Source organism: Arthrobacter sp. ZGTC131, from assembly GCF_002929275.1.
Lineage (GTDB): Bacteria > Actinomycetota > Actinomycetes > Actinomycetales > Micrococcaceae > Arthrobacter.
In genome coordinates, this window is the sequence record NZ_PJIK01000023.1 from 1 (window position 1) to 22,372 (window position 22,372).

At 65.4% G+C, this 22,372-nt stretch carries 24 protein-coding genes and 1 pseudogene; 11 read left to right on the plus strand and 14 right to left on the minus strand.

Features of this window, described 5'->3' with window-relative positions; genetic code table 11:
• Positions 1-147 (plus strand): annotated as a pseudogene (locus CXQ90_RS23085) (bifunctional D-altronate/D-mannonate dehydratase); the annotation flags it as partial.
• 129 nt (positions 148-276) lie between these two features.
• Here the strand turns inward: CXQ90_RS23085 and mmsB are convergent.
• From mmsB to CXQ90_RS20050, 6 genes are all read right to left on the minus strand, one after another.
• Positions 277-1,629, minus strand: a complete 1,353-nt coding sequence (gene mmsB, locus CXQ90_RS20025; protein ID WP_258064643.1) for a multiple monosaccharide ABC transporter permease — start codon at positions 1,627-1,629, stop codon at positions 277-279.
• Positions 1,630-1,634: 5 nt separating this feature from the next.
• Complete coding sequence (mmsA, locus tag CXQ90_RS20030; protein WP_104141107.1) at positions 1,635-3,164, minus strand: multiple monosaccharide ABC transporter ATP-binding protein; 1,530 nt, start codon at positions 3,162-3,164, stop codon at positions 1,635-1,637.
• Between the two features lie 100 nt (positions 3,165-3,264).
• Complete coding sequence (gene chvE, locus CXQ90_RS20035; protein WP_104141108.1) at positions 3,265-4,389, minus strand: multiple monosaccharide ABC transporter substrate-binding protein; 1,125 nt, start codon at positions 4,387-4,389, stop codon at positions 3,265-3,267.
• 263 nt (positions 4,390-4,652) lie between these two features.
• Positions 4,653-6,230 carry an alkaline phosphatase gene (locus CXQ90_RS20040; protein ID WP_104141109.1) on the minus strand — a complete coding sequence of 526 codons (1,578 nt, stop codon included), beginning with the start codon at positions 6,228-6,230 and terminating at the stop codon, positions 4,653-4,655.
• A gap of 78 nt (positions 6,231-6,308) precedes the next feature.
• A complete protein-coding gene (locus CXQ90_RS20045) occupies positions 6,309-6,506 on the minus strand; it encodes a hypothetical protein (RefSeq protein WP_104141110.1) in 198 nt (65 codons plus the stop codon).
• 133 nt (positions 6,507-6,639) lie between these two features.
• Entirely contained in the window at positions 6,640-6,873 is a 234-nt protein-coding gene (locus tag CXQ90_RS20050) for a hypothetical protein (protein ID WP_104141111.1), read from the minus strand.
• A gap of 158 nt (positions 6,874-7,031) precedes the next feature.
• On the opposite strand from CXQ90_RS20050, the gene CXQ90_RS20055 reads away from it, so the two are divergent.
• Both CXQ90_RS20055 and CXQ90_RS20060 read left to right on the plus strand, forming a co-directional pair.
• Positions 7,032-7,811, plus strand: coding sequence for a phosphatase PAP2 family protein (locus CXQ90_RS20055; RefSeq protein ID WP_104141112.1), 780 nt, complete (start codon positions 7,032-7,034; stop codon positions 7,809-7,811).
• 62 nt (positions 7,812-7,873) lie between these two features.
• A complete protein-coding gene (locus CXQ90_RS20060; protein WP_104141113.1) occupies positions 7,874-8,179 on the plus strand; it encodes an MmcQ/YjbR family DNA-binding protein in 306 nt (101 codons plus the stop codon).
• 13 nt (positions 8,180-8,192) lie between these two features.
• Here the strand turns inward: CXQ90_RS20060 and CXQ90_RS20065 are convergent, their stop codons facing one another.
• The gene (locus CXQ90_RS20065) at positions 8,193-8,489 is read right to left on the minus strand and encodes a MerR family transcriptional regulator (RefSeq protein ID WP_104141114.1); all 297 of its coding nucleotides are present in this window, start codon (positions 8,487-8,489) and stop codon (positions 8,193-8,195) included.
• A 140-nt stretch (positions 8,490-8,629) separates the two neighbouring features.
• Here CXQ90_RS20065 and CXQ90_RS20070 point away from each other — a divergent pair, with 140 nt between their 5' ends.
• The 3 genes from CXQ90_RS20070 to CXQ90_RS20080 all read left to right on the plus strand — a co-directional run bounded on the left by CXQ90_RS20070 (position 8,630) and on the right by CXQ90_RS20080 (position 9,900).
• Positions 8,630-9,052 carry an Hsp20/alpha crystallin family protein gene (locus tag CXQ90_RS20070; RefSeq protein WP_104141144.1) on the plus strand — a complete coding sequence of 141 codons (423 nt, stop codon included), beginning with the start codon at positions 8,630-8,632 and terminating at the stop codon, positions 9,050-9,052.
• A 100-nt stretch (positions 9,053-9,152) separates the two neighbouring features.
• The gene (locus CXQ90_RS20075) at positions 9,153-9,485 is read left to right on the plus strand and encodes a J domain-containing protein (RefSeq protein WP_104141115.1); all 333 of its coding nucleotides are present in this window, start codon (positions 9,153-9,155) and stop codon (positions 9,483-9,485) included.
• A gap of 28 nt (positions 9,486-9,513) precedes the next feature.
• Positions 9,514-9,900 (plus strand): hypothetical protein, encoded by a 387-nt coding sequence (locus tag CXQ90_RS20080; protein ID WP_104141116.1) that lies wholly within the window; start codon positions 9,514-9,516, stop codon positions 9,898-9,900.
• A 15-nt stretch (positions 9,901-9,915) separates the two neighbouring features.
• Here CXQ90_RS20080 and CXQ90_RS20085 read toward each other — a convergent pair whose 3' ends face one another.
• The gene (locus tag CXQ90_RS20085) at positions 9,916-11,358 is read right to left on the minus strand and encodes an ATP-binding protein (RefSeq protein WP_104141117.1); all 1,443 of its coding nucleotides are present in this window, start codon (positions 11,356-11,358) and stop codon (positions 9,916-9,918) included.
• Between the two features lie 279 nt (positions 11,359-11,637).
• Between CXQ90_RS20085 and CXQ90_RS20090 the strand changes: the two genes are divergently transcribed.
• The gene (locus CXQ90_RS20090; protein ID WP_258064645.1) at positions 11,638-13,212 is read left to right on the plus strand and encodes a GH1 family beta-glucosidase; all 1,575 of its coding nucleotides are present in this window, start codon (positions 11,638-11,640) and stop codon (positions 13,210-13,212) included.
• Between the two features lie 15 nt (positions 13,213-13,227).
• Here the strand turns inward: CXQ90_RS20090 and CXQ90_RS20095 are convergent, their stop codons facing one another.
• Both CXQ90_RS20095 and CXQ90_RS20100 read right to left on the minus strand, forming a co-directional pair.
• A complete protein-coding gene (locus tag CXQ90_RS20095; protein WP_104141118.1) occupies positions 13,228-14,286 on the minus strand; it encodes an App1 family protein in 1,059 nt (352 codons plus the stop codon).
• 92 nt (positions 14,287-14,378) lie between these two features.
• Complete coding sequence (locus CXQ90_RS20100) at positions 14,379-15,110, minus strand: DUF72 domain-containing protein (RefSeq protein ID WP_104141119.1); 732 nt, start codon at positions 15,108-15,110, stop codon at positions 14,379-14,381.
• A gap of 148 nt (positions 15,111-15,258) precedes the next feature.
• Between CXQ90_RS20100 and CXQ90_RS20105 the strand changes: the two genes are divergently transcribed.
• From CXQ90_RS20105 to CXQ90_RS20115, 3 genes are all read left to right on the plus strand, one after another.
• Positions 15,259-17,064, plus strand: coding sequence for a glycoside hydrolase family 15 protein (locus CXQ90_RS20105; RefSeq protein WP_104141120.1), 1,806 nt, complete (start codon positions 15,259-15,261; stop codon positions 17,062-17,064).
• Positions 17,065-17,162: 98 nt separating this feature from the next.
• The gene (locus CXQ90_RS20110; RefSeq protein WP_104141121.1) at positions 17,163-17,456 is read left to right on the plus strand and encodes a hypothetical protein; all 294 of its coding nucleotides are present in this window, start codon (positions 17,163-17,165) and stop codon (positions 17,454-17,456) included.
• Positions 17,457-17,468: 12 nt separating this feature from the next.
• Positions 17,469-18,167 carry an HAD family hydrolase gene (locus CXQ90_RS20115; protein ID WP_104141122.1) on the plus strand — a complete coding sequence of 233 codons (699 nt, stop codon included), beginning with the start codon at positions 17,469-17,471 and terminating at the stop codon, positions 18,165-18,167.
• On the opposite strand, the gene CXQ90_RS20120 is transcribed toward CXQ90_RS20115, so the two are convergent.
• The gene (locus CXQ90_RS20120; RefSeq protein ID WP_104141123.1) at positions 18,164-18,448 is read right to left on the minus strand and encodes a hypothetical protein; all 285 of its coding nucleotides are present in this window, start codon (positions 18,446-18,448) and stop codon (positions 18,164-18,166) included. The two genes, CXQ90_RS20115 and CXQ90_RS20120, sit on opposite strands and share 4 nt — an antisense overlap.
• A 206-nt stretch (positions 18,449-18,654) precedes the next feature.
• Here CXQ90_RS20120 and CXQ90_RS20125 point away from each other — a divergent pair, with 206 nt between their 5' ends.
• Complete coding sequence (locus tag CXQ90_RS20125) at positions 18,655-19,830, plus strand: zinc-dependent alcohol dehydrogenase (protein ID WP_104141124.1); 1,176 nt, start codon at positions 18,655-18,657, stop codon at positions 19,828-19,830.
• 57 nt (positions 19,831-19,887) lie between these two features.
• Here CXQ90_RS20125 and CXQ90_RS20130 read toward each other — a convergent pair whose 3' ends face one another.
• Genes CXQ90_RS20130 through CXQ90_RS20140 form a run of 3 tightly spaced genes read right to left on the minus strand, consistent with a single transcriptional unit; the run spans position 19,888 to position 22,293 of the window.
• Entirely contained in the window at positions 19,888-20,685 is a 798-nt protein-coding gene (locus tag CXQ90_RS20130; RefSeq protein ID WP_104141125.1) for an SDR family oxidoreductase, read from the minus strand.
• 27 nt (positions 20,686-20,712) lie between these two features.
• The gene (locus tag CXQ90_RS20135; RefSeq protein WP_104141126.1) at positions 20,713-21,069 is read right to left on the minus strand and encodes a VOC family protein; all 357 of its coding nucleotides are present in this window, start codon (positions 21,067-21,069) and stop codon (positions 20,713-20,715) included.
• Between the two features lie 60 nt (positions 21,070-21,129).
• On the minus strand, positions 21,130-22,293 hold the full coding sequence (locus CXQ90_RS20140; RefSeq protein ID WP_104141127.1) for a serine hydrolase: 1,164 nt from the start codon (positions 22,291-22,293) through the stop codon (positions 21,130-21,132).
• Positions 22,294-22,372: the final 79 nt, after the last annotated feature.

A 22,372-nucleotide genomic window follows, 5' to 3' on the forward strand; every position in this document is an offset into this window, starting at 1 on the left:
ATGACGTTCGTGGACGGCTACCTGCACCCGGGCGACAAGCCCGGCATCGGCGTCGAATTCAACGAAGAGGCCGCCGCCACCTACCCGTACCAGCAGGCCTACCTGCCGTACAACCGCCTTGTTGACGGCACCGTCCATGACTGGTGACCCACAACCGGCAACGCGCGACCGGTGACCCCAACAAAGCAGCAGCACACGCTGTTCTGAACGATGAGAACGGCGCGTGCTGCTACCTAGTTGAGTTGGACTGGGTTGGGTTGGGTTGGGCTGGTTGGATTAGGAGTTTTCGACGGCGCTCACGGGCCCGGCTCCCACAGTCCCGCCCGCTGGCTTGGCGACTGCGGGCTCGGCGACGGCGGCCACGGCCGCGGGCGTCTTGGCTGCCGGCATAGGTTCCTCGGCGCTGTCCGACGGCGCCGTCTTCCACTTGAACCGTTTGGCCACGGTGGTTCCGCCGCCGCTGCGGTTCTTGTTGAAAATGTCGAAGCCCACTGCGAGCAGGAGCACCAGGCCCTTGATGAGCTGCTGGTAATCGGTGCCCAGGCCCAGGATGGACATGCCGTTGTTGAGCACTCCCATGATGAGGCCGCCGATCATGGCACCGGCCACCGTTCCGATCCCGCCCTGGACTGCGGCGCCGCCAATGAACGCCGCGGCAATGGAGTCCAGTTCGAAACCGGTGCCGCCCGCCGGCTGCGCCGAGTTCAGGCGTGCCGTGAACACGAGTCCCGCCAGGGCGGCGAGTACGCCCATGTTCACGAACAGGCGGAATGTCACGGCCTTGGTCTTGATGCCGGAGAGCTCTGCCGCATGGAGGTTGCCGCCGATTGCGTAGGTGTGCCGGCCGAAGATGCTGTTGCTCATCAGCGCCGAGTAGGCGATTACCAGGACGGCGAGGACGATCAGCACGATCGGGGTGCCGCGGTAGCTGGCGAGGAGGAAGGTGATGGCCAGCATGAGCACCGCGATGAAGGCGGTCTTGGTGGCGAACCAGGCCATGGGCTCGTTCTCGAGGTTGAACTTCCGGCGGATCCGGCGTTCCTTGATGGACTGGAACAGGATCGCGGCGGTGCCGCCCACGCCGAGGATGACCGTCAGCCACTCCAGCATCGAGGTGCCGCCGGAGATGTCCGGGAGGAAGCCGCCGCCCAGGGCGCGGAGCTCGTCCGGGAACGGGGTGATCTGCTGGTTCTTGAGCGTGATCAGCGTCAGGCCGCGGAAGATGAGCATGCCCGCCAGTGTCACGATGAACGCAGGGATTCCCACGTAGGCGATCCAGTAGCCCTGCCAGGCACCGACGAGCGCGCCTACCAGCAGGCAGGCCGGGATGGCGATCCACCAGGCCCAGCCCCAGTGGACGATCATCACGCCCGATACGGCCCCGATGAAGCCCGCAATGGAGCCGACGGAGAGATCGATGTGGCCGGCAATAATCACCATCACCATCCCGATGGCCAGGATCAGGATGTAGCTGTTCTGGACCACGAGGTTGGTGACGTTCTGGGGCTGCAGCAGGATCCCGTCGGTCAGGACCTGGAAGAGCAGGACGATCAGGATCAGGGCGACGAAGATGCCAACCTGGCGGAGGCGGCTTGTGAGAAAGCCCAGGGATTCTCGTAGGGCGGACATATTCGCTATTCCTTCTCTTGGGTCATGTAGTGCATGAGGGTCTCCTGGGTGGCTTCGGCAATCGGCACTTCGCCGGTGATGTGCCCCGCGGACAGGGTGTAGATCCTGTCGCAGATGCCCAGGAGCTCGGGGAGCTCGGAGGAGATCACGATGACGGCCTTACCCTCGGCGGCCAGTTCCGCGATGATGGTGTAGATCTCGAACTTGGCACCCACGTCGATCCCGCGGGTCGGTTCATCGAGGATCAGCACGTCCGGGTCCGAGAACATCCACTTGCTCAGGACCACCTTCTGCTGGTTGCCGCCGGACAGCTTTCCCGTGATGGCCGCGACCGATGGGGCCTTGATGTTCATGCTGGTCCGGTACCGGTTGGCCACGATGGTCTCTTCGTTCCGGTCCACCCAGCCACGCTTGGCCAGCTTGCCGAGGGCAGCCATCGAGACGTTGCGCTTGATGTCCTCGATCAGGTTCAGGCCGTAGTGCTTGCGGTCCTCCGTGGCGTAGGCGATCCCGTGGCGGATTGCCTCCGGCACGGTGGAGGTGTTGATTTCCTGCCCGTGCTTGAACACCTTGCCGGACACCGCGCGGCCGTATGTCCGGCCGAAGACGCTCATGGCCAGCTCGGTCCGGCCGGCGCCCATGAGACCGGCGAGCCCCACCACCTCGCCCTTGCGGACGTTGAGGCTGGCGTTGTGAACCACTGTGCGGCTGTGGTCCTGGGGGTGCTGCACCGTCCAGTCCTCGATCCGCAGGACCTCTTCGCCGATGCTGGGCGTGCGGTCCGGGTAGAGGCTTTCGAGGTCGCGGCCCACCATGCCCCGGATGATGCGCTCCTGGGTGATCTGGCCCTGGTCAAGCCGAAGGGTTTCGATGGTCCTGCCGTCCCGGATGATGGTGACGGCGTCCGCCACCTTTCGGATCTCGTTGAGCTTGTGGCTGATGATGATGCTGGTGACGCCCTGGCCCTTGAGGTGCAGGATGAGGTCCAGCAGATGGCCCGAGTCCTCGTCATTGAGCGCGGCGGTGGGCTCGTCCAGGATGAGCAGCTTCACCTCCTTGGAGAGCGCCTTCGCGATCTCCACCAGCTGCTGCTTTCCGACGCTGATGTGCTGGATGGGTGTCACAGGGTTTTCGCTCAACCCCACCCGGGCCAGCAGCTTGGCGGCCTCCAAGTTGGTTTTGCGCCAGTCCACCCAGCCGCGGGATGCCAGTTCGTTGCCGAGGAAGATGTTCTCCGCGATGGACAGGTACGGGCTCAGGGCCAGTTCCTGGTGGATGATGACGATGCCGCGCTTTTCGCTGTCGCTGATGGTGGAGAAGTCGCACGGCTCGTTTTCAAAGAGGATGTCGCCGTCAAACGTGTTGTGCGGGTACACGCCCGACAGCACTTTCATGAGGGTGGACTTCCCTGCCCCGTTTTCACCGCAGATGGCGTGGACTTCGCCGCGGTTCACGTCCAGGGTGACGTCCTGGAGGGCTTTTACGCCGGGGAAGGTCTTGGTGATTCCCCGCATTTGAAGAATGGGTACGTTCATGGTCAATTCCCGCAGATTGGTTGGAGCCGGACTCCTGCTGATGCAGGGCCCCCGGGAGGGATGCGGCCAGGCCGGCGCCCGGCCGCAGCCGTCACGGCGGCTACTTGATGTCGGCGTCCGTGTAGTAGCCGGAGTCGATAAGTTCCGGCTTGTAGTTGTCCTTGGTGATGATCACGGACTTCAGCAGGTAGGCCGGAACCACCTTGACCTTGTTGTTGTAGGTCTCGGTGTCGTTGGTCTCGGGCTGCTGGCCCTTGAGGACGGCGTCAACCATCTTCACTGCCTGCTCGCCCAGCTTGCGGGTGTCCTTGAAGATCGTGGAGTACTGTTCCCCGGCGATGATGGACTTCACCGAGCCCTTTTCCGCGTCCTGCCCGGTGACGACCGGCAGGCTGCCCTTGGAGTATCCGCCCGTGCTGGTCAGGGCGGAAATGATGCCGATGGACAGCCCGTCGTAAGGCGACAGCACGCCGTCGAGCTTTTTGCCTGAACTGTAGGCGGCGGTGAGAATGTCCTCCATGCGCTTCTGCGCAACGGGTGCCTGCCATCGGAGGATGGCGGCCTGCTCAAACTTGGTCTGGCCGCTGGGCACTTTGATGGTGCCGGCATCCATGAACGGCTTCAGAGTGTCCATGGCACCGGTCCAGAAGAAGTTCGCGTTGTTGTCGTCCGGGCTGCCGGCGAAGAGTTCCACGTTGAACGGGCCCTTGCCGTCCACCTTCTTGCCGCTGGCGTCCATGAGGCCCAGCCCGGTCAGGAGGGACGTCGCCTGCTGGACGCCCACCGTGTAGTTGTCGAAGGTGGTGTAGAAATCGACGTTCGGCGTGCCGTTGATCAGGCGGTCGTAGGCGATGACCTTGACGTTCTGTTCCTTCGCCTTGGCCAGGACATCCGTCAGGGTGGTGCCGTCGATGGCGGCGATGATCAGTGCCTTCGCGCCCTTCGTGAGCATGTTTTCAATCTGCGAGACCTGTGTGGGGATGTCGTCGTTGGCGTACTGGAGGTCCGCCTTGTAACCGAGCTTAACCACGGAATCGGAGACGTTCTTGCCGTCGGCGATCCACCGTTCTGACGTCTGGGTGGGCATGGAGATGCCCACCAGGGCGCCGGCAGCATCGGCGCTGCCGGACGGGGCCGCGGCGCCGGGCCGGCTGCCGCAGCCGGTTGCCCCCACGGTGACGGCGAGGACGACCGCAAAGGCGCCCAGAAGTTTCTTGATACGCACTTGTTCTCCTTCCGCGGCTGACTCGTGCCGCGAATTGGTGCTGGGTCGAAGGGCATCTGCGCCTTCCGACGGGACCGGCAGTTGGCGTCGCAACCCACGTTGTGAGCGCTAACAACACGAGAATAGCCTACTGCCCGACTGTGAGTCAATTCACATTAGCTGGCGTCAAACCACGTTGCGCAGCGGCGGATGGGCGCGGTTGGAAGGCGTGGTGCCGGCCGGAGGCGGCCGGCACCACGCCGAGGGTGAAAGCGTGAGCCGCGCTACTGCAGTCCCGGGACGCCGTCGTGGATCTTGAATGAGGCCTTCGTGCTCACCGGCGAACCGGGGGTGGCCACGTAGTCCAGGACCCGGAAATCGGCCTTCATCGAGTCCTTGGTGATGATGGTCCTGACGTACCCGCGCTGGTCGTTGAAGAACTTCAGGTGATCGTTCCAGGCCATGGTCGGATCCGTGACGGAGCCCGTTCCGTTGCCGGTTGAGGTGACGGACGTGCACACCAGTTCCGATCCCACGACGGGCGCGTCCGGGTTCTTGTAGTCCACCTTGACGTCGTTGGCCCAGTTCCGGTGGACGTCACCGGTAAGCACGACGGCGTTGCGCACCTTCGCGTCCACCCAGCCCTGGGTGATCCTGCGGCGGGAAGCGGCATAGCCGTCCCAACCGTCCATCGACATGTCGTCGATGTCGGCGGCCGCGTTGCGGTCGCGTTCGGCGAAGAACACCTGCTGGCCCAGAACGTCCCAGCGGGCCCGGGATTTCCGGAACCCGTCCAGCAGCCATTGCTCCTGTTCCGCACCCGTGATGGTGCGGTTCTCCGCCAGGCGCTCCTGGACGTTCTTGCGCCAGCCGTCGCCGGCAAGCTGGTCATCCCGGTACTGACGGGTGTCCATCATGTGGAAGTTCGCCAGCTGGCCCCACTGCACCGTGCGGTAGATCTTCATGTCCGAGCCTGAGGGCATGGAGGGCGCGCGCAGGGGCATGTTTTCGTAGTATGCCTGGAAGGCCGCAGCCCGGCGCCGGCGGAAGTTGGCGGTGGTGTCATTCAACTGGGCCGGGTCCGCGTTCTCCGGCACCTCGTCCGCCCAGTTGTTGTCCACTTCGTGGTCGTCCCAGACCACCAACCACGGCGCGGCCGCATGCGCGGCCTGGAGGTCGGCGTCGGCCTTGTACTGCGCGTGGCGCTGGCGGTAATTCTCAAGCGTCACGGTCTCCGGCCCCTCGTGGTCGCGGACGTTGCCGCCAGCGGTGATGTAGGAGCCCTTCTTGTATTCGTACTGGTAGTCGCCCAGGTGGAGGACAAGGTCCGGCTGGTCCTCCGCGAGGCGCCGGTAGGCCGTGAAGTAGCCGTGTTCGTACTGGGCACAGCTGGCGAAGGACATGGCCAGCGCCGCCGGCGTCTCGTTCCAGGCCGGGCTTGTCAGCGTGCGGCCCACCGCGCTGATGTGGCGGCCGGCGCGGAAGCGGTAGAAGTATTCACGGCCGGGCTTCAGTCCGCGCAGCTCGGCGTGCACTGAGTGGGCGCCCGCCGGCACCGCCTGTTCGACGCCGCGCTGGACAACCTTCCGCATGGCCGGGTCCTCGGCCACTTCCCAGGCGACGGCGACGGTGCGGGAGGGCATGCCGCCCAGCCCGTCCTCCGCCAGCGGGCTGAGGGCAAGGCGGGTCCAAATCACAAAGCCGTCGGGCCACGGGTCGCCAGAGGCGACGCCGAGCGTGAAGGGGTCTGTGGGAAGGCTTGCCTCCGAGCTCCGCTGGTCGGCGATGGCGGTTCCAGGCAAGGCGATGACGAGTCCGGCACCGAGGCCGGTGGTGATGAGCGTTCTGCGCGTAATGTCCATGGCCCGAACCTAGCCAGCCCGTTTGGACAGGCGAGGACGCACGCGTGAATCGCGAGTGAACGCAGTGGTGCCGTCCGGCTACTTCGAGGGCTGCGGGACTTCGCAGGCGATCTTGGGATTGGCGCCCATATAGTTCAGGGGGCCAGCCGCGATGGTCACCGCCACTGTGCCGGCCTCGGCGCACGAGTCGGGCGAACCGCCGAAGTAGCCGCGCTGGAACGCAGCGAAGGCCCCGATGAGGAGCCAGATGATCAATAGCGTTCCGACGATCCTCATGGCATCCTCCGTAGCTGCGTCGCCACTAATGTGAGTCCATTATCCACCGGCGCCATGCTGTGGGACAGAGCCCCGGATCCGGCGCCTTACCCGTGGCTGGACCCGGCGTGTGGCTGGGATGCCGCCACCCGAGTCAGCTCGGCTCAGTGGTGTCCACGGGGGTGTCGTCCACGTCTTCAGTCTCTTCGGCGGTGCCTACCTGGTCATCGCTGGGTTCCGACCCGCTCGGCGCTGCAAGCCCTTCTTCGGGCTCGAACGTGTTCGGTTCACCTGCGCCAAGTCCGACGCCTGAGCCAGACGGTGCCACGGTGCCATCCTCCTGTGTAGCAGCGTCCTGCGGGCCGGTTCCGGTTCCTTCAGTGCTCATGCGCTCTCCTGAGACCTCGTAGTGAATGGGTACCTCACGGTAACAGCGGCTGGGTCCATCCGTAAGGCTCCGCCGGATATCCTGTTCCCGCCAGCGTCACCGGAACGGGGATATTCTTCATCAAAGAACATTCCCCTCGGCGCACAGGCAGGCTTCCAATGGCACAAGAATCAGCGGGCAAGACTGGCTGGTGGCGGACGTTCCACGACAAGTTCGTCGTCGAGGAACGCTATATGGACACCCGCGCCAGAAAAGCGCTTTACGTAAGCGCGGTGATCCTGGTGCTGGTGGGCGCGTCCGTGTTCTTCGTGAGCCTGGCCGGCGTCCTGCAGCAGGATGGATTGACCGGCGCCGACGAATCAGCACGACGATGGCTGCTGACGCTGCGTTCGGAGGCCCTGACGGTTGTGATGATTTTCCTGGCGATCATATTTGGGCCAGTAGCGCTGCCTATTATCGTCCTGGTGGTCACGGTCGCCTGGGGGATCCTGGCCAAGCACGCGTGGCGGCCCATTGTGCTGGCCGCGGCGATGCTCACCGGCGTGGGGCTCGCACAGCTTATCGGCCGTTCCGTCGAGCGTGACCGCCCACCGGTGGATCTCATGCTCTTCGGTGCCGACCACACTTTTTCCTTTCCTTCCGGCCATGTCCTGGGTGCATCGGATTTCCTGCTGGTGACCACGTTCCTGGTGTTTTCCCGGCGGCAGAACTCGCGCGCCGCCGTCGTCGCATTTGCCTTCGCCATTATTGGCGTGTTCCTGGCAGCGGTCAGCAGGCTCTACCTGGGGTACCACTGGGTGAGCGACGCCGTCGCCTCCGTGGCGCTGTCCCTGGTGGTGGTGGGCGTCGTCATCGCCGTGGATACCTGGCGCACTGCCCGGGTGACGGGTGAAGCCGTCACTGGCGAGCTGTCCAAGGCCGATTCCCCGTCGGACTGATGCCGGCACGCGGTGCCCGGGGCGGGGATTGCCGCGGCCGGTGCGCGGTGCCACAGTAGGGCATGGCCACTGAAGCCGATGTCCGCCGGATCTGCCTTTCGCTGCCGGGTGTCACGGAACGTCCCAGTTGGGGCCAGCCGGCATGGTTCGCCAAGACGCTCATGGCCCGGATCTGGGAAGAGGGCGTGCTGACCGTCAAAACCGTAGAGCGCGAGGCGCTCGCGGGAACGGATCCGGAGACGTACTTCTGGACGCCGCACCACGAGAGGTCGCCGCAGTTGGTGCTGGTCCGGCTTTCAAGGCTCGACGGCGACGAACTCGCCGAGTTGTTGGAGGAGTCCTTCCTCCTCGCTGGCGGACGGGGCTGAGCGGCGGACGGGGCTACCGCGGACTCCGGGTGCGGGCACGTTCCAGCTCCCGGCGGAGCCTGGCGTTGTCCACCTCGAGCTCGAGCACCTTGGCCACGCCCGCCAGGTTGAGCCCTTCGTCGAGTAGCTCCCCGATCCGGCGCAGCACCGCCAGGTCCGACTCGCTGTACTGCCTCGTTCCGCCCAGGGTCCGCCCCGGGGTGAGTAGGCCGCGGCGCTCATAGAGTCGGATGTTTTGCTGGCCTGTACCGAGGAGTTCCGCCACCACGGAAATGGCGTAAACCCCCCGGTCGCTGTCTGAAGCTGCCACTCTTTCCCCTGATCTGGAAAATTTTCGAAATCATCTGTTGCACCAGTTTGTCACTAGTGCTATAAAAAATCTATATCCACCACCATAGATATCTGGGGTGGGTCGCCATAACACCAAACACGCTGAAGGAGTGGGAAATGATGTTGATCCGTACCGACCCGTTCCGTGAGCTGGACCGGCTCACCCAGCAGGTCTTCGGAACCGCGGCTCGTCCGGCGGCCATGCCGATGGATGCATGGCAGGAGGACGGGGAGTTTGTCGTCGCCTTTGACCTGCCCGGCGTTTCCCCCGACACGGTGGACCTGAACGTCGAACGGAACGTCCTGACAGTGCGGGCCGAACGCCGCGACGCCACGCAGCCTAACGTCGAGCTGGTGGTTTCCGAGCGGCCCCGCGGCGTCTTCAGCCGCCAGCTGATTCTCGGCGACACCCTCGACACAGAGAACATCAAGGCCACCTATGACTCCGGGGTGCTGACGCTCCGGATTCCGGTAGCCGAGCAGGCTAAGCCCCGCAAGATCGAGATTGAAAGCAAGGGCCAGCTGCATCAGCTCGAAACCTAGCAGTCGTCGCCATGGGTGCGGCTTCCGGTTTCCGCTTTCCGGCCCTTTGGGCTTCGGGCGGAACCTGGAAGCCGCACCCAAACTCCCGCAAGGTCCCCCCATGTCCAGCAACCCTCCGGATCACTACGCGGTGTTGCACGTTTCCCGCAGTGCGACGCAACAGGAGATCGCCCGCGCTTATCGTTCCCTGATGCGCAGGCACCACCCCGACCTGGACAGCGGGGAAGCCGTGCCCGCCGAACTGCAGCGCATCATGCAGGCCTTCGCCGTCCTTCGCGACCCCGGACGCCGCAGAGCTTATGATCAGGAAACCGCCCGTGCCGCCGCCCGCGAAGCCGGCGGTCCGCGGACTATCCCCGTCCGGCTCGACCCGCACACGGATCCGCCGCTGCGGGCCACCCCCGTCCGGTGGGAGAGCGGCCCCTGGGCTTGAACCCCTACGTCAAAGGAGACCGAACATCATGAGCGACTGGCGCCGCTACGACTCCCACCTGATCCCGGCATTCCATGAGAGGTTTGAAGAGCGCTGGGGCAAGGGCACCGCGCCGTTTCTGGATCCGGAGGCCTACGAGGAGCCGCTTCCCCGCGCACAGTGGATCAACCCCGTAACCGGCGCTGCACTGGCCGTTGTGCCCATCTGGAGTGATGACGACCGCCAGAACCGTTCGTTCGGCGTCTTTTATCTGCCTCCGGCTGGAGATATCTGGGTGCTCCGCCCAGGCTTCACCGGGTACCTTGAGCCGGGCGAACCGGCTTCAGACCAGCTTGTAGCCCTCCGGAACGACGCCTACAAGAAGGCCGTGGCCCACGCCAAGGATTTTCTGTTCGGCCCGCCCCCGGTACATTAGGCCGGCCGCTCCGGGTCAGTGTGCCCCGGGGTGGAAGGGGCCCAGCCCCCCGTAGCCCGGTCCGCCGTAGCCGTCGCCTTCACCGGGGCCGCTGCCAAGGAGGCTCCGGGTGAGGGCCTCGCTGTCGGCCATGAGCCCGTCCACAGCCTGGCCGAGGTGTCCGTCGGCGACGGGCACGCCCTCTAATGCTGCGGCCACGACCGCGCGGCGCACGAGTTCGCGGGCGAACGAGGCTGTGGTGCCCTCGGTGCGCTCGGCAGCATCCTGTACCGCGGCAGGACTGAAGGGAATCCCGCGGCCATACAGTTTCACCAGCTCGGTGCGCTCTGCCGGGGCCGGGAGCGGGATCTCCACGGCAAGGTCCACCCGGCCCGGACGCTGTGCCAGGGCGCGCTCAAGCATGTCCACACGGTTCGTGGTGAGGACGAACGCAACGTCGGCGTCGCTGTCCAGGCCGTCCATGGCGTCCAGCACCTCGAACAGCAGCGGCTGTGGTCCGTGGCCAAAGCTCCGGTCCTCGGCGATCAAGTCGCAGTCCTCAAGCACCACGATGGAAGGCTGCAGTGCCCTGGCCATGGTGGCGGCCTCCGAAATTCTGGCCAGTGATCCGCCGGACAGGAGGATGGCGGTGGCGCCTTCGCTCTGGCTCAACAGATACCGCACGGTATGCGTCTTTCCCGTGCCCGGCTTGCCGTACAGCAGGATGCCCCGCTTGAGGTGCTGCCCGTATTCGCTGAGCGACTCACGGTGCTCGGCGATCCCGAGGGCATGATCCGACACCTTTTGCAGCAGACCGTCCGGCAGGATGACGTCGGAGGCAGCCAGGGCAGGCCGGGCGTGGAACGTCACCCCGGCGGCGCTGGGACCGTATTCCCCCATGACCAGGGAGATGATCTGGCCTTTCAGGACACTGCGGTGCCGCATCTGCCTGCGAAACTCGGACAAGAAGCCCGCGGCGTCCGCGGTGTCGCCGGCCAGGACCTCGAGGGAGGCGGACTGCCGTCCGTACCGGGGGTTGGCATCCCGCTGCAGCACGGCCACGGGTCTGCCTCCGTGCCTGAAGAGCCACAGCCCGAGCGCAACCGCCTGCCGCTGTTCGTCCGGCCCCACGGCGAGGTTGGTGTAATCGGGCTGGGACAGCGGGAACTGGGGAAAGAACTGGGACTGCTGCAGCATGTCGCTGAGTGACTGGTGGTGGCGCTGGTCCCCGCCGCCGATGCCCACGAGCCGGAAATCCCCGTCCGCACCGGCCAGCTCTGCCATCATGATGTCCGCGTCCACGAACCGATGCGGCGGAATCTCCTCCACCACAACGGACAGTGATTCGGCGGGTGTCCCCAGATGGTCCGTGAGCGTCGTCAGCAGCTGGGTTCCGGCCCGGACCCGGTGCTGACCGGACTGCGCGAGCTCCACCAGCTGAGCAAAATTGTCGATGAACTTCCCCAAATTTTCATCCATGCGCAGACCCTACCAGCGCAATAAGCCGAAGCCTGCGGATCTCCCTGTCTGCGCCAATCGGTGGGCACAGGGCGCCCTCGTCAGCCTCCACCGCCTGTGCCATTCTGGAATGTATCCCAATCCACGCAGCCATCCAAAGGAGAAGGCCATTTTCACGCCACAGCGTTCGCTTTCGGTGATCAGCGCGGGCGGCCAGATGTCCTGACAGGGTACATTCAGCAAACCGTAGATTACGCATACAATTCCATCCGTCCCTACAACACCACAGAGGTCCCACCGATGCACACGTCCGCCAAAGAGCTGGCCGCCACCATTCCGACGTCCTTCACGCTTGGAGTAGCCACTGCCGCTTTCCAGATCGAAGGCGCGCTCGACGAGGACGGCCGCGGACCCTCAGGCTGGGATGTCTTTGCCGCCAAGCCCGGCGCGATCGTGGATGGCCATACCCCCACGGTGGCGTGCGACCACTACCACCGGATGCCCGCGGACGTTGCCCTCATGAAGGAACTGGGCATCGACTCCTATAGATTCTCCCTTTCGTGGCCGCGGATCCAGCCCGGCGGCAGCGGGCCGGTTAACCGCGCCGGGCTGGACTTTTACGACCGCTTGCTGGACGAGCTCCTGGCCAACGGGATCTCCCCGATGGTAACCCTCTACCACTGGGACACGCCCCTGCCCCTGGACGAGGCCGGGGGGTGGCTGAACAGGGACACGGCCTACCGCCTGGGGGAATTCGCAGCCATCGCCGCAGCGGCCTACGGGGACAGGGTGGCCCGCTGGGTGACCATCAACGAGCCCGCAACTGTCACCACCAACGGCTATGCGCTCGGCCTGCATTCGCCGGGCAAAGCGGACTTCGCGAACGGGCTGCCCAGCGTCCATCACCAGCTGTTGGGTCACGGGCTCGCGCTGCAAGCGCTGCGGGCGGCCAAGGTGCCGGGCGAGATCGGCATGACCAACGTCTACTCACCCATGGTGCCGAATTCCGGGAACCCGCTGGATTGGATGAGTGCCGGGGCCATGGATGTGGCCCAAAACCGCCTCTATGCGGACCCGGTCCTTACGGGAAAGTACCCGGACCTCGTCCGCGTCGGAAAGTTCTTTTCCTCCTTCGAACATCCGGACGAGGACATGGCCATCATCTCCCAGCCGCTGGATTTCTACGGGCTCAACTACTACATGCCCACGCGGGTGGCGGCGGGCGCAGGCGACAGCCCGGTGCCAGTGGCCATGGCGGAGGCCATCGGGGACGATCTCAGCGGCGCCACGCCCGGCGCCCCGCTGCACATTGAGTCCTGGCCGGACACGGAGACCACTGCCTACGGCTGGCCGGTGAAGCCGGAGTACATGGCGGTTGCACTCAAGGAAATGGCTGACCGCTATCCCAATCTTCCGCCCGTCATCATCACCGAAGGCGGAGCGAGCTTCGAGGACATCATCGTCACGGACAAATCGGCCAACCGCCGGTTCATCCCGGACGAGCGGCGCCTGCGCTACCTGTCGGACCACCTGGGCACTGCACTCCAGGCCACTGCCCCGGGCGGCATGGCACAGGGGATCGACCTTCGCGGCTATTACGTCTGGTCCCTGATGGACAATTTCGAGTGGTCAGGCGGCTACAAGCAGCCTTTCGGGCTGGTGCACGTGGACTTCGAGACTTTGGAGCGTACGCCGAAGGCGTCTTACTACTGGTTCCAGGAACTCCTCGAAGAACGGAAGCTTGTGGCGTCGGCGGGAGCCGCCATCGCCGCTGCCGTGGTGCCGGACGCGGTTCCCTCTGCCATTGCCGGCGCCGATCAGGGCGGTGAGGATGCCGGAATGTCCGACGGCGGCGCGCAGGCGCTGGGACTCTGACCCGTTGGGCGCCGGTCAGATGAGCTGAAGCCCCCTGAGCTGCCGGGCCATGCCGGCGCCGTCGGGGGAGTAGATCCACGGCACCGAGGAAGCGCTGTGGTCACCGTCCTCCGAGTGCCCGCCAGCGAGGACTGACTCACTCGCGGACAGCTGCCGGATGGCGATGGCTGCCACTTTGTCCGCGTGCTCCTGGGCGAACTCCGAGTAGATCTGCTCGTCGTGCTGGCCGTTGTCGCCGATCAGGAGCCAGCGCATGTGCGGAAACTCGGCGGAGAGGCGCTGAAGGTTCTTGAGTTTGTGGTCCATGCCGCTGCGGAACCAGCGGTCCTGCGTGAGCCCCCAGTCGGTCAGCAGCAGGGCACCGGACGGGTACAAGTTGCGGTTGAGGAACCGGGCGAGGGTGGGCGCCGCGTTCCAGGGGCCGGTGGAAAGGTAGATCACCGGCGCGTCGGGATGCTCCACCGTCAGCCGGTCCAGCAGCACTGCCATTCCCGGAGTGGCCATCCTGGCGCGCTCGCTGAGCACAAACGTGTTCCACAGGGCAAGGAAGGGCCGCGGCAACGCCGTGATCATGACAGTGTCGTCGATGTCGGAAACGATCCCGAAGTTGGTTTCGGGGCCAATGACAAAGATACGGGCTTCGGCCGGCTCGGTGCCGACAGAACGCAGGACGGCCGTGTGCCAGCCCGGCTCGAGGGACACCTGGACATCTATGTCAATCAGTCCGCCCCGGTCGGCCGTGACCTTCATGACCGTCCCGCCGATCTCAATCTCCACCTCAGACCGCGGGATGGGCACACTCGTAAACGCCCGCCAGCCGCGCACGTTTTCAGTGCCGTTCTTGGCGGCGTGGTCGGCGCGGCTGCCCGGCACCGGCTTGCTGGCTAGCACCACCCTGCCGAGAACGCGGACCCACTCCGTGGAGCCGTAGCCCTGGTAGGCAATGGTTTTGGGTTCAAACTTCCAGCGCCGCGCAAGTTTCAGGCGCGTGGTGTTTATCGAGTTTGAGAGCCAATGGGCCAGGCGGAAGACGCGCTTGCCTGACAGGGATGAGTGGTGTGACGCCGTGTCCATTCCTTCACTCTGCCACAGGCCGGGGCCCGGCGGGGCGCAGTCCTGCTCTGTTACCCTCCGTCCCAAGGGCGGCGCCGAGGGCGCAGGCCCCCTCAGCCGTCCCCCAGTAGCCACCGCAGCGTCTCCGCATTCCGCACGGCGTTACCGCCGCCGTCGTTATTGAAATAGGCGTACACATCCTTGCCGGCGCCGCGCCACTCGCGGATCCTGTCAGCCCACCACCGCAGCTCGTCATCCGAGTACGATCCGCCGTACAGGTGCTGGTGGTCCGGACCGTGCAGCCTGACGTAAACGAAAGGCGCGGTGGCGCGAAGGATGCAGGGCAAATTTGCCCCGCTCATCACGCAGTACGCGGCCTGGTGCCGCTCCAGCAGGCCATACACGTCGGGATGGTCCCAGCTGGGATGCCGGAACTCCACCGCGACCCGGATCCAGTCCGGCAGTGCGGCCAGGAAGTAGTCGAGCCGGCCGTCGTCGCGCTCCAGATTAGGCGGGAGTTGGACCAGCAGCACGGCGCGCTTGTCGCCAAGCTCATGCCAGCACCGCGTGATCCGCTCGATCCACACCTCCGGGCCGTAGAGCTTCTTGCCGTGGGTCAGGCCGCGGGGCGCCTTGACGGACAGGGCGAATCCATCGGGCAGCCGGCGCCGCCAGCTCGCGAAGGAAGTGTCCCGCGGCCAGCGGTAGAAACTCGCATTCAGCTCCACCGTCCTGAACCGCGCCACATAGTGCTGCAGCCTCTCCCGGGCCGGAAGCCCGGGCGGGTACAGCACGTTTTCCCAATGGTCATAGCTCCAGCCGGACGTGCCTATGTACACCGTCACCCGTGCCCCCCGCTCTCTGTGCATGGACGGTCGCCAAGGTCGGCCTGGCAGGGACGAAAGTCAGCTTCCGACAGCAACTGCCTACCTCACCTCAGGCTACACCGGGCTTCCTCTCGTGCCGCCGGGGCAGCTGTGGCACTGTAAGGGCATGGTACGAATTGAGGACTACGCGGTGGTGGGCGATCTGCACACTGCGGCCCTGATCAGCACTGAGGGATCCATAGACTGGTTGTGCCTGCCACGCTTCGATTCGTCGGCGTGCTTCAATGCCATCCTTGATACGCCGGAGTCCGGCCGGTGGATCCTGGCCCCCGAGGGCGGCGGCGAATGCACGCGCCGCCGCTACCGCCGTCACACGCTGATTCTGGAAACAGATTGGGAGACCGACGACGGCGCCGTGCGGGTCATCGACTTCATGCCCCCGCGTGACGAAGTGGCGGACATCGTGAGAATCGTGGTGGGGCTGCGCGGCAAGGTCAGGATGAAGGGACAGCTGGCCCTGCGTTTCGATTATGGCCACATCATGCCTTGGGTTCGCCGCGACAGCCACGGACTCCATGCCATCGCCGGCCCGGATTCCGCATACCTCGTGACAGACGCGCCGCTTCGGGGCCAGCACATGCAGACCGTCAGCGAGTTCACCGTGGAGGCCGGCGAACGGGTGCCGTTCGTGCTGACCTGGGCGCCGAGCCACGTCCACCGGCCCCGGTCCGTGGATGCCGAGGGCGTCCTGGAGTCAACCGAGAAATTCTGGCGGGAATGGTCCGGTCAGTGCAAGGTGACCGGACCCTACAAGGACGCCGTGGAACGGTCGCTGATCACGCTCAAGGCCCTCACCTACGCGCCCACCGGGGGCATCGTGGCGGCCGTGACCACATCGCTGCCGGAGCAGCTGGGCGGCCCGCGCAACTGGGATTACCGCTTCTGCTGGCTGCGCGACGCCACCCTCACGCTGCAGGCATTGCTTGCCGCCGGCTACACCGCAGAGGCCGCCGCCTGGCGGGACTGGCTGCTGCGCGCCGTTGCGGGGGATCCGGCCGACCTGCAGATTATGTACGGCATCCACGGCGAACGCCGGCTACCCGAGATGGAGATCCCCTGGCTGGCGGGGTACGAGGGCTCGTCCCCGGTCCGCATCGGCAACGGCGCTGCAGGCCAGCTGCAGCTGGATGTCTGGGGGGAGGTGCTGGACTGCCTGTCACTCACGCGCAACTCCCTGTTAAAGCACACGGACGAAGCGTGGGATGTCCAGGTGGCGCTGATGGAGTACCTGGAGGGGGCATGGGACCAGCCGGATAACGGGCTGTGGGAAATGCGTGGGCCGCGGCGCCACTTCACCCATTCCAAAGTCATGGCGTGGGTTGCGGCGGACAGGATGGTCCAGGGCGTCAGGGATTCAGGCCTTCCCGGGCCCGCCGACCGCTGGGAGGTCCTGCGGGACACCATCCGCGACGACGTGATGACGCGCGGCTTCGACGCTGAACGGAACACCTTCACCCAGTCCTACGGCCGCCCCGAGCTGGACGCCAGCCTGCTGCTCATTCCGCGCGTGGGCTTCCTGCCGCCGGATGATCCCCGCGTGATCGGCACCATCGACGCCATTCAGCGGGAGCTTACCGAGGACGGGTTCGTGCTCCGGTACCGACCCCAGGAAAGCGACGACGGCCTCCCGGGTGACGAAGGCGTTTTCCTTGCCTGTTCGTTCTGGCTCGTGGAAGCGCTGCTCGGTGCCGGCCGCCGGCGGCAGGCCACCGAACTCTTCGAGCGGCTGCTGGCGCTCCGCAACGACGTGGGCCTGCTGAGTGAGGAATGGGGTGTCCAGAGCGCGCGGCACCTGGGAAACACGCCCCAGGCCTTCAGCCACTTCGCGCTCGTGACGAGTGCCCTGGAACTTCATCAGCAGCGAACGCGGCGGAGTGACAGGCCCTTGGCGTCCAGGGCTGGCGGGGCCTGATGCCTGTCTTTTGCCTCTTAATTTGGGCGCGTCAGTAAGTATACTTACTAATACTTCGCCGGGTGGTAGACCGGCGAGTGATAAAGGAGGAAGGCGCTATGGCTGGATATTTCGAATTGGTGGACGCTCCCGACGGAGGCTACAGGGTCCGGTTGCTTGACGGATCTGGAGCACTGATGGCGATCTCCATCACTTTTCGCACCAAGCGCGCAGCCGTTGCCGGCGTGGCGCGTGCCCGTGAGATTGCCGGCATGGGACTAGTTCGCGACCACTGCAAAGATGCGGTCAAGCGGCCGGCGGTCCACAGCACGAAACGTGCACGGAAACAGGCGACGGCAGGCGCGCCCCGCACCCCCGCCCTGCAGACGCCGCGTTCGCCGGCCGGGCACTGAGGCGGCGGCGGAATGCCGAGCCATAAGGCTGAAGGGCGGTACAGCAAGGGAGTCCTCTTCGACGTGGACGGGACTCTCGTCGACTCCTCCTACATCCACACGATCGCCTGGTGGCAGGCGTTCCGCCAAGCCGGATTTGACGTGCCCATGGCCCGGATCCACCGTTGCGTTGGAATGGGCGGGCCGCGCCTGGTGGATCACCTGCTGCCGGAGGGGCGCGACAAGACCCGCGATGACGCTGTCCTGTCCGCCCACTCGGGTATTTTTGGCACGTACTGGCCGTCGCTCCGCGCGTTCGACGGGTCCCGGGACCTGCTGGCCCAGTGCTATGAGAGTGGCCTGGCCGTGGCGCTGGCCTCCTCCGCCAAGGATGAGGATCTCAAGGCCCTCCGCTCCACCCTCGCCGCCGATTCCTTCATCCATGCGGCCACGAGCGCCAACGATGCCAAGGAAAGCAAGCCCGAGCCGGACATACTGGTCGCGGCGCTCCGCGCGGTGGGACTCGCGGCCGCCGATGTTGTCTATGTGGGAGATGCAGTATGGGACGTGCTTGCAGCCAGCAAGCTCGGTATCCCCACCATCGGCGTCACGTGCGGTGGCACCAGCGAAGCTGAACTCCGCGCCGCCGGCGCCGTGGAAGTCTACGAAGGCCCCGGCGCGCTCCTGGACGGTCTCAGGGACAGCGCCATCGGAAGGCTGCTGGGACGCTAGGCCCCGGGTTCGGATCCCGGCCCCGCCTGACGCTGGCCGCCCTCGGTAAACGCGCCGCCCGCTGGTTCGTCGGCGTAGTCGCCCTTGTTCCATGACACCGACACCGCCACTGAGCCGTCGTCGTTCCTGACCACTTCGGTGACCACCTCAGGAACTGCCGCCCCCATGGCCAGGATCTTGGCACGGTAGGTGGTCACCAGCTCCTCAAGGCTGGATTCTGTCCATTCGCCGGGTCGCATCCGGGTCGAAATCTCCACGGGCTCAGGCTGGTACAGCGTCATGATGATGCCTTTCCTCGGGGGCAGGGACAGTTCATACGCTAGGAGCGTTTTGCCCCCGAGACAAGGGAAAAAGCAAGGCGGCTTGCCTTTGGCATATCCGCACCGCTGGGATAAACCGCCGGGATAGTAAGCATGCTGACCTTCCAATCGGGGCGGATGCGCTATACGGTCGAAAGGACCCGTTGTGTGCTAGAGGAAGGCAGACTATGAAGGCACTGACCTGGCAAGGCAAGCGCTCGGTGAGCGTGAAAGAGGTTCCGGATCCGGTGATCCAGGAGCCCACGGACGCCATCATCCGGATTACGTCCTCCGCGATCTGCGGCTCCGATCTTCACCTCTATGAGGTGTTGGGACCCTACATGCACAAGGACGACGTGCTGGGCCACGAACCCATGGGCATTGTGGAAGAGGTGGGGAGCAGCGTCACCCGGCTGGCGAAGGGGGACCGCGTGGTCATTCCCTTCAACATCTCGTGTGGCAGCTGCTACATGTGTTCCCAGGGGCTGCAGTCCCAGTGCGAAACCACCCAAGTCAAGAAAAAGAACTCCGGAGCCGCGCTCTTTGGATTCTCGGAGCTGTACGGGTCTGTTCCGGGCGGACAGGCGGAGTACCTGCGCGTGCCGTATGCGGACTATGGCCCCGTAAAGGTGGGCCAGGAGCTGCCGGACGAACGATACCTGTTTCTGTCGGACATACTGCCCACCGCCTGGCAGGGTGTGAAATACGCCGACGCGCCGGCCGGCGGGACGCTGGCGGTCTTTGGCCTCGGCCCCGTGGGGCAGTTCGCGTCCAGGATCGGAACGTATCTCGGCCAGCGCGTCATTGGCGTGGATCCGGTCCCGGAGCGCCGTGAGATGGCCGCGCGTCACGGCGTCGAGGTTCTGGACTATTCCAAGGGCGTGGCCGACGAACTCCGGGAAATGACCGGCGGCCGCGGCCCCGACGCCGTGGTGGACGCCGTCGGCATGGAGGCGCACGGTTCGCCCGTTGCGGCGTTTGCGCACAATGCGCTGGGCCTCCTCCCGGACAAGGTTGCACAAAAGGCCATGGAGACCGCCGGCGTGGACCGGCTCGCCGTGCTGCACACGGCCATTGACGCCGTTCGCCGCGGCGGCACCCTGTCCCTCAGCGGGGTATACGGCGGAACCGCCAGCCCCATGCCGCTGCTCACCATGTTCGACAAGCAGATCCAGCTCCGGATGGGGCAGTGCAACGTCCGGCGGTGGACTGACGACCTGCTGCCGCTGGTGGAGGACGACGCCGATCCGCTGGGCGTGATGGACCTCGTCACCCACAGCGCGGGGCTGGCCGAGGCGCCGGCGCTGTATGAAAAGTTCCAGAAGAAAGAGGACGGCTGCATCAAGGTGGTGCTGAAGCCCTAGCTGGACCAGGGACACCGGGCTTCAGCAGCGGGGTCCGGCTTGGCGGCTGGCGGGAGTCTAGTTCTCCCGCCAGTCGTCGTTTGTAATGTGTGAACCGGCCTGCGGTCCCATCTGCAGCATGCCGCCGTCGACGGCCCAGGACGCTCCGGTGACGTAGCTCGACGCCGGCGACGCCAGGAACGCAATGACCGCAGCCACCTCCCGGGCGTCGCCCGGCCGGCCGAGCGGAACTCCTGGGCGGTCCGTGGTGGTGGGATCCTCGTCGGCCTGGCCCGTCATGGGCGTCGCGATTTCGCCCGGTGCCACCGAATTCGCGGTGATGCCGAAGGTTGCCAGTTCGAGCGCTATGGTCTTGATCAGTCCGCCCAGCCCGTGCTTGGAAGCGTCGTAGGCCGAGGAGCCAACACGCGGCTGGGTTTCGTGAACACTGGTGACGGCAATGATGCGGCCGCCCCGCCCGGCGTCCACCATCCGCCGGGCGGCGGCCTGGATGCACAGGAAAGCGCCGTTGAGATTGGTGTCCATGGTGTTGGACCACGTTTCGTAGTTCAGCTCCAAGAACTTCCGGCCGTCGCCGGTGCCGGAATTGTTCACGAACACGTCCACTCCGCCCAGTTCCTCGGCAAGGCCGTCGATGACGCCGGCGCAGCCGGCGAGATCGGTGGTGTCCAGCCGCCGGACGACGGCACTGCGGCCTGCGGCGCGGACCTCCTCCGCGGTTTTTTCGGCCCCGGTCTTGTCCGAGTGCCAGGTGATCCCGATGTCCAGACCCGCATTGGCCAGCGCAACTGCCGTGGCCCGGCCGATGCCGGAGTCGCTTCCGGTAACGATGGCGGTGTGTGGTGAGAAGTCCATGGCTGTCCTTTCGTTTTGGCTGGTTGCTTACGCTCCGGCGTCCACAACGCAGAAGCGGTTTCCGTCCGGGTCTGCCAGGACGACGAAGTCGGGGTCGTCCGGGTAGAGATCCCAGTCCACGCGGGACGCTCCAAGTTCCACGAGCCGCTCCACTTCGCCGGGCTGGTCATCGGCATAGAGGTCCAGGTGGATGCGCGGATGCGCCTGAACGGGCGTCTCGCTGAGCATGAGGGCGAGCCGGGCGCCTTCGCCCCGTTGCGGGACCAGCACCACCCACGTCTCGTCGCCCTCGTCCCGGGGGACGTAGCCCAGCGCATCACACCAGAACGCAGTGGCGCGGGCGACGTCGTTGACGCCGAGGACAGTCGTTCCGATCGTCAGCATGCCTTCATGCTTCCGTGCGGCTGTTCGACGCGCAAGGGTGGCGAGCTCAGATGATCAGCATCAGCACATGCTGTTTAGCGTGTTCTCGGCGACATCCATCATTTCCAGGACCAGCGGGTTTTCCCCTGCCACGAAGGGCGCCGGCGGGTATGTGAGGGCCACGGTGACCTGCCTGGTTCCATCCGCGCTGGTGATCGAGACGGTCCCGTAGCCCAGGAGGTCTCCCGGATGGCCGTAGGCGAAGTCGTTCGTGCAGGTGTCGTTCCAGATCCATAGGCCGAGACCGTAGAAACCGGCGAAGTCGTTCGTCTGCATTTCCTTGAGCATGGCGGGCTTCAGGAGCTTTCCCTGCAGTAAGGCTGAATAGAACGAGTTCAGATCCTGCACGGTAGACACCATGCCCCCGGACGGCGACCCTATGACTACCTCCGGGTTGGTGACGTCCACCGTCTTGTCCTCGATGACCAGGTAGCCGTGCACCATGCCTGACGGCGCGGCCCTGGCTCCGCTCATAAACGTGCCGGTCATCCCCAGCGGGCTGGTGATCTCGGAATTGATGACGTCTCCGATCGGCCGCCCACGGAGTTTTTCCACTAGCAGCCCCAAGGCAACATAATTCGAATTCGAGTAGTTGAACCCCTGGGCGAGCCGTTTCTCCCACGTCGTTTTGCCCGCCCACGCAAGACGTTCGGTCAGGCTCAGCCTGGTGTGGATGACGTCCTTCAACGGCTTGGATTCGAGCAGCGCATGCTCGTAGTCCGGCATCCCCGACGAATGGCCGAGGAGATCGCGAATAGTGACGGGAAGCGGCGGATGCACGACTCGGCCGAAGTCCGGCAGGTACTCGCTGACTGCTTCGTCGAGCTTGAGCCTGCCCTCCTCCACCAGCTTCAGGACGGAGACGGCCACCATGGACTTCGTCACGCTGGCGACTTGCACGGGATCGGAGAGCTGCACCGGCTCCTTGGCCTCCAGGCTCCTGACGCCGACAGCGCGGGACCATTCTTCGCCATTGTTCTTCGCGTGCATCAGGACTGCCGGAGCGCCGTTTTCGATCATCGTCCGGCCGAACTGTTCAAGATCCGCGAAAGCGGCTGCGGAGGCTGACGTCTCCTCCGGCTGATCCGGAGCCGCAGTGCAGCCGCCCGTCAGTGCCGCAAGTGCGGCTGCGGCCACAAAAGCCGTGGGCCTGAGCCGTGACGTGCGGGGCCTGGTCCCTGGCATGCCATCAGATCCTTAGTGCGGTCCGGCAGGTTCACCCAGGACGGTCAGCACTGCCGGCACCACACATGTTCCTCGCGCG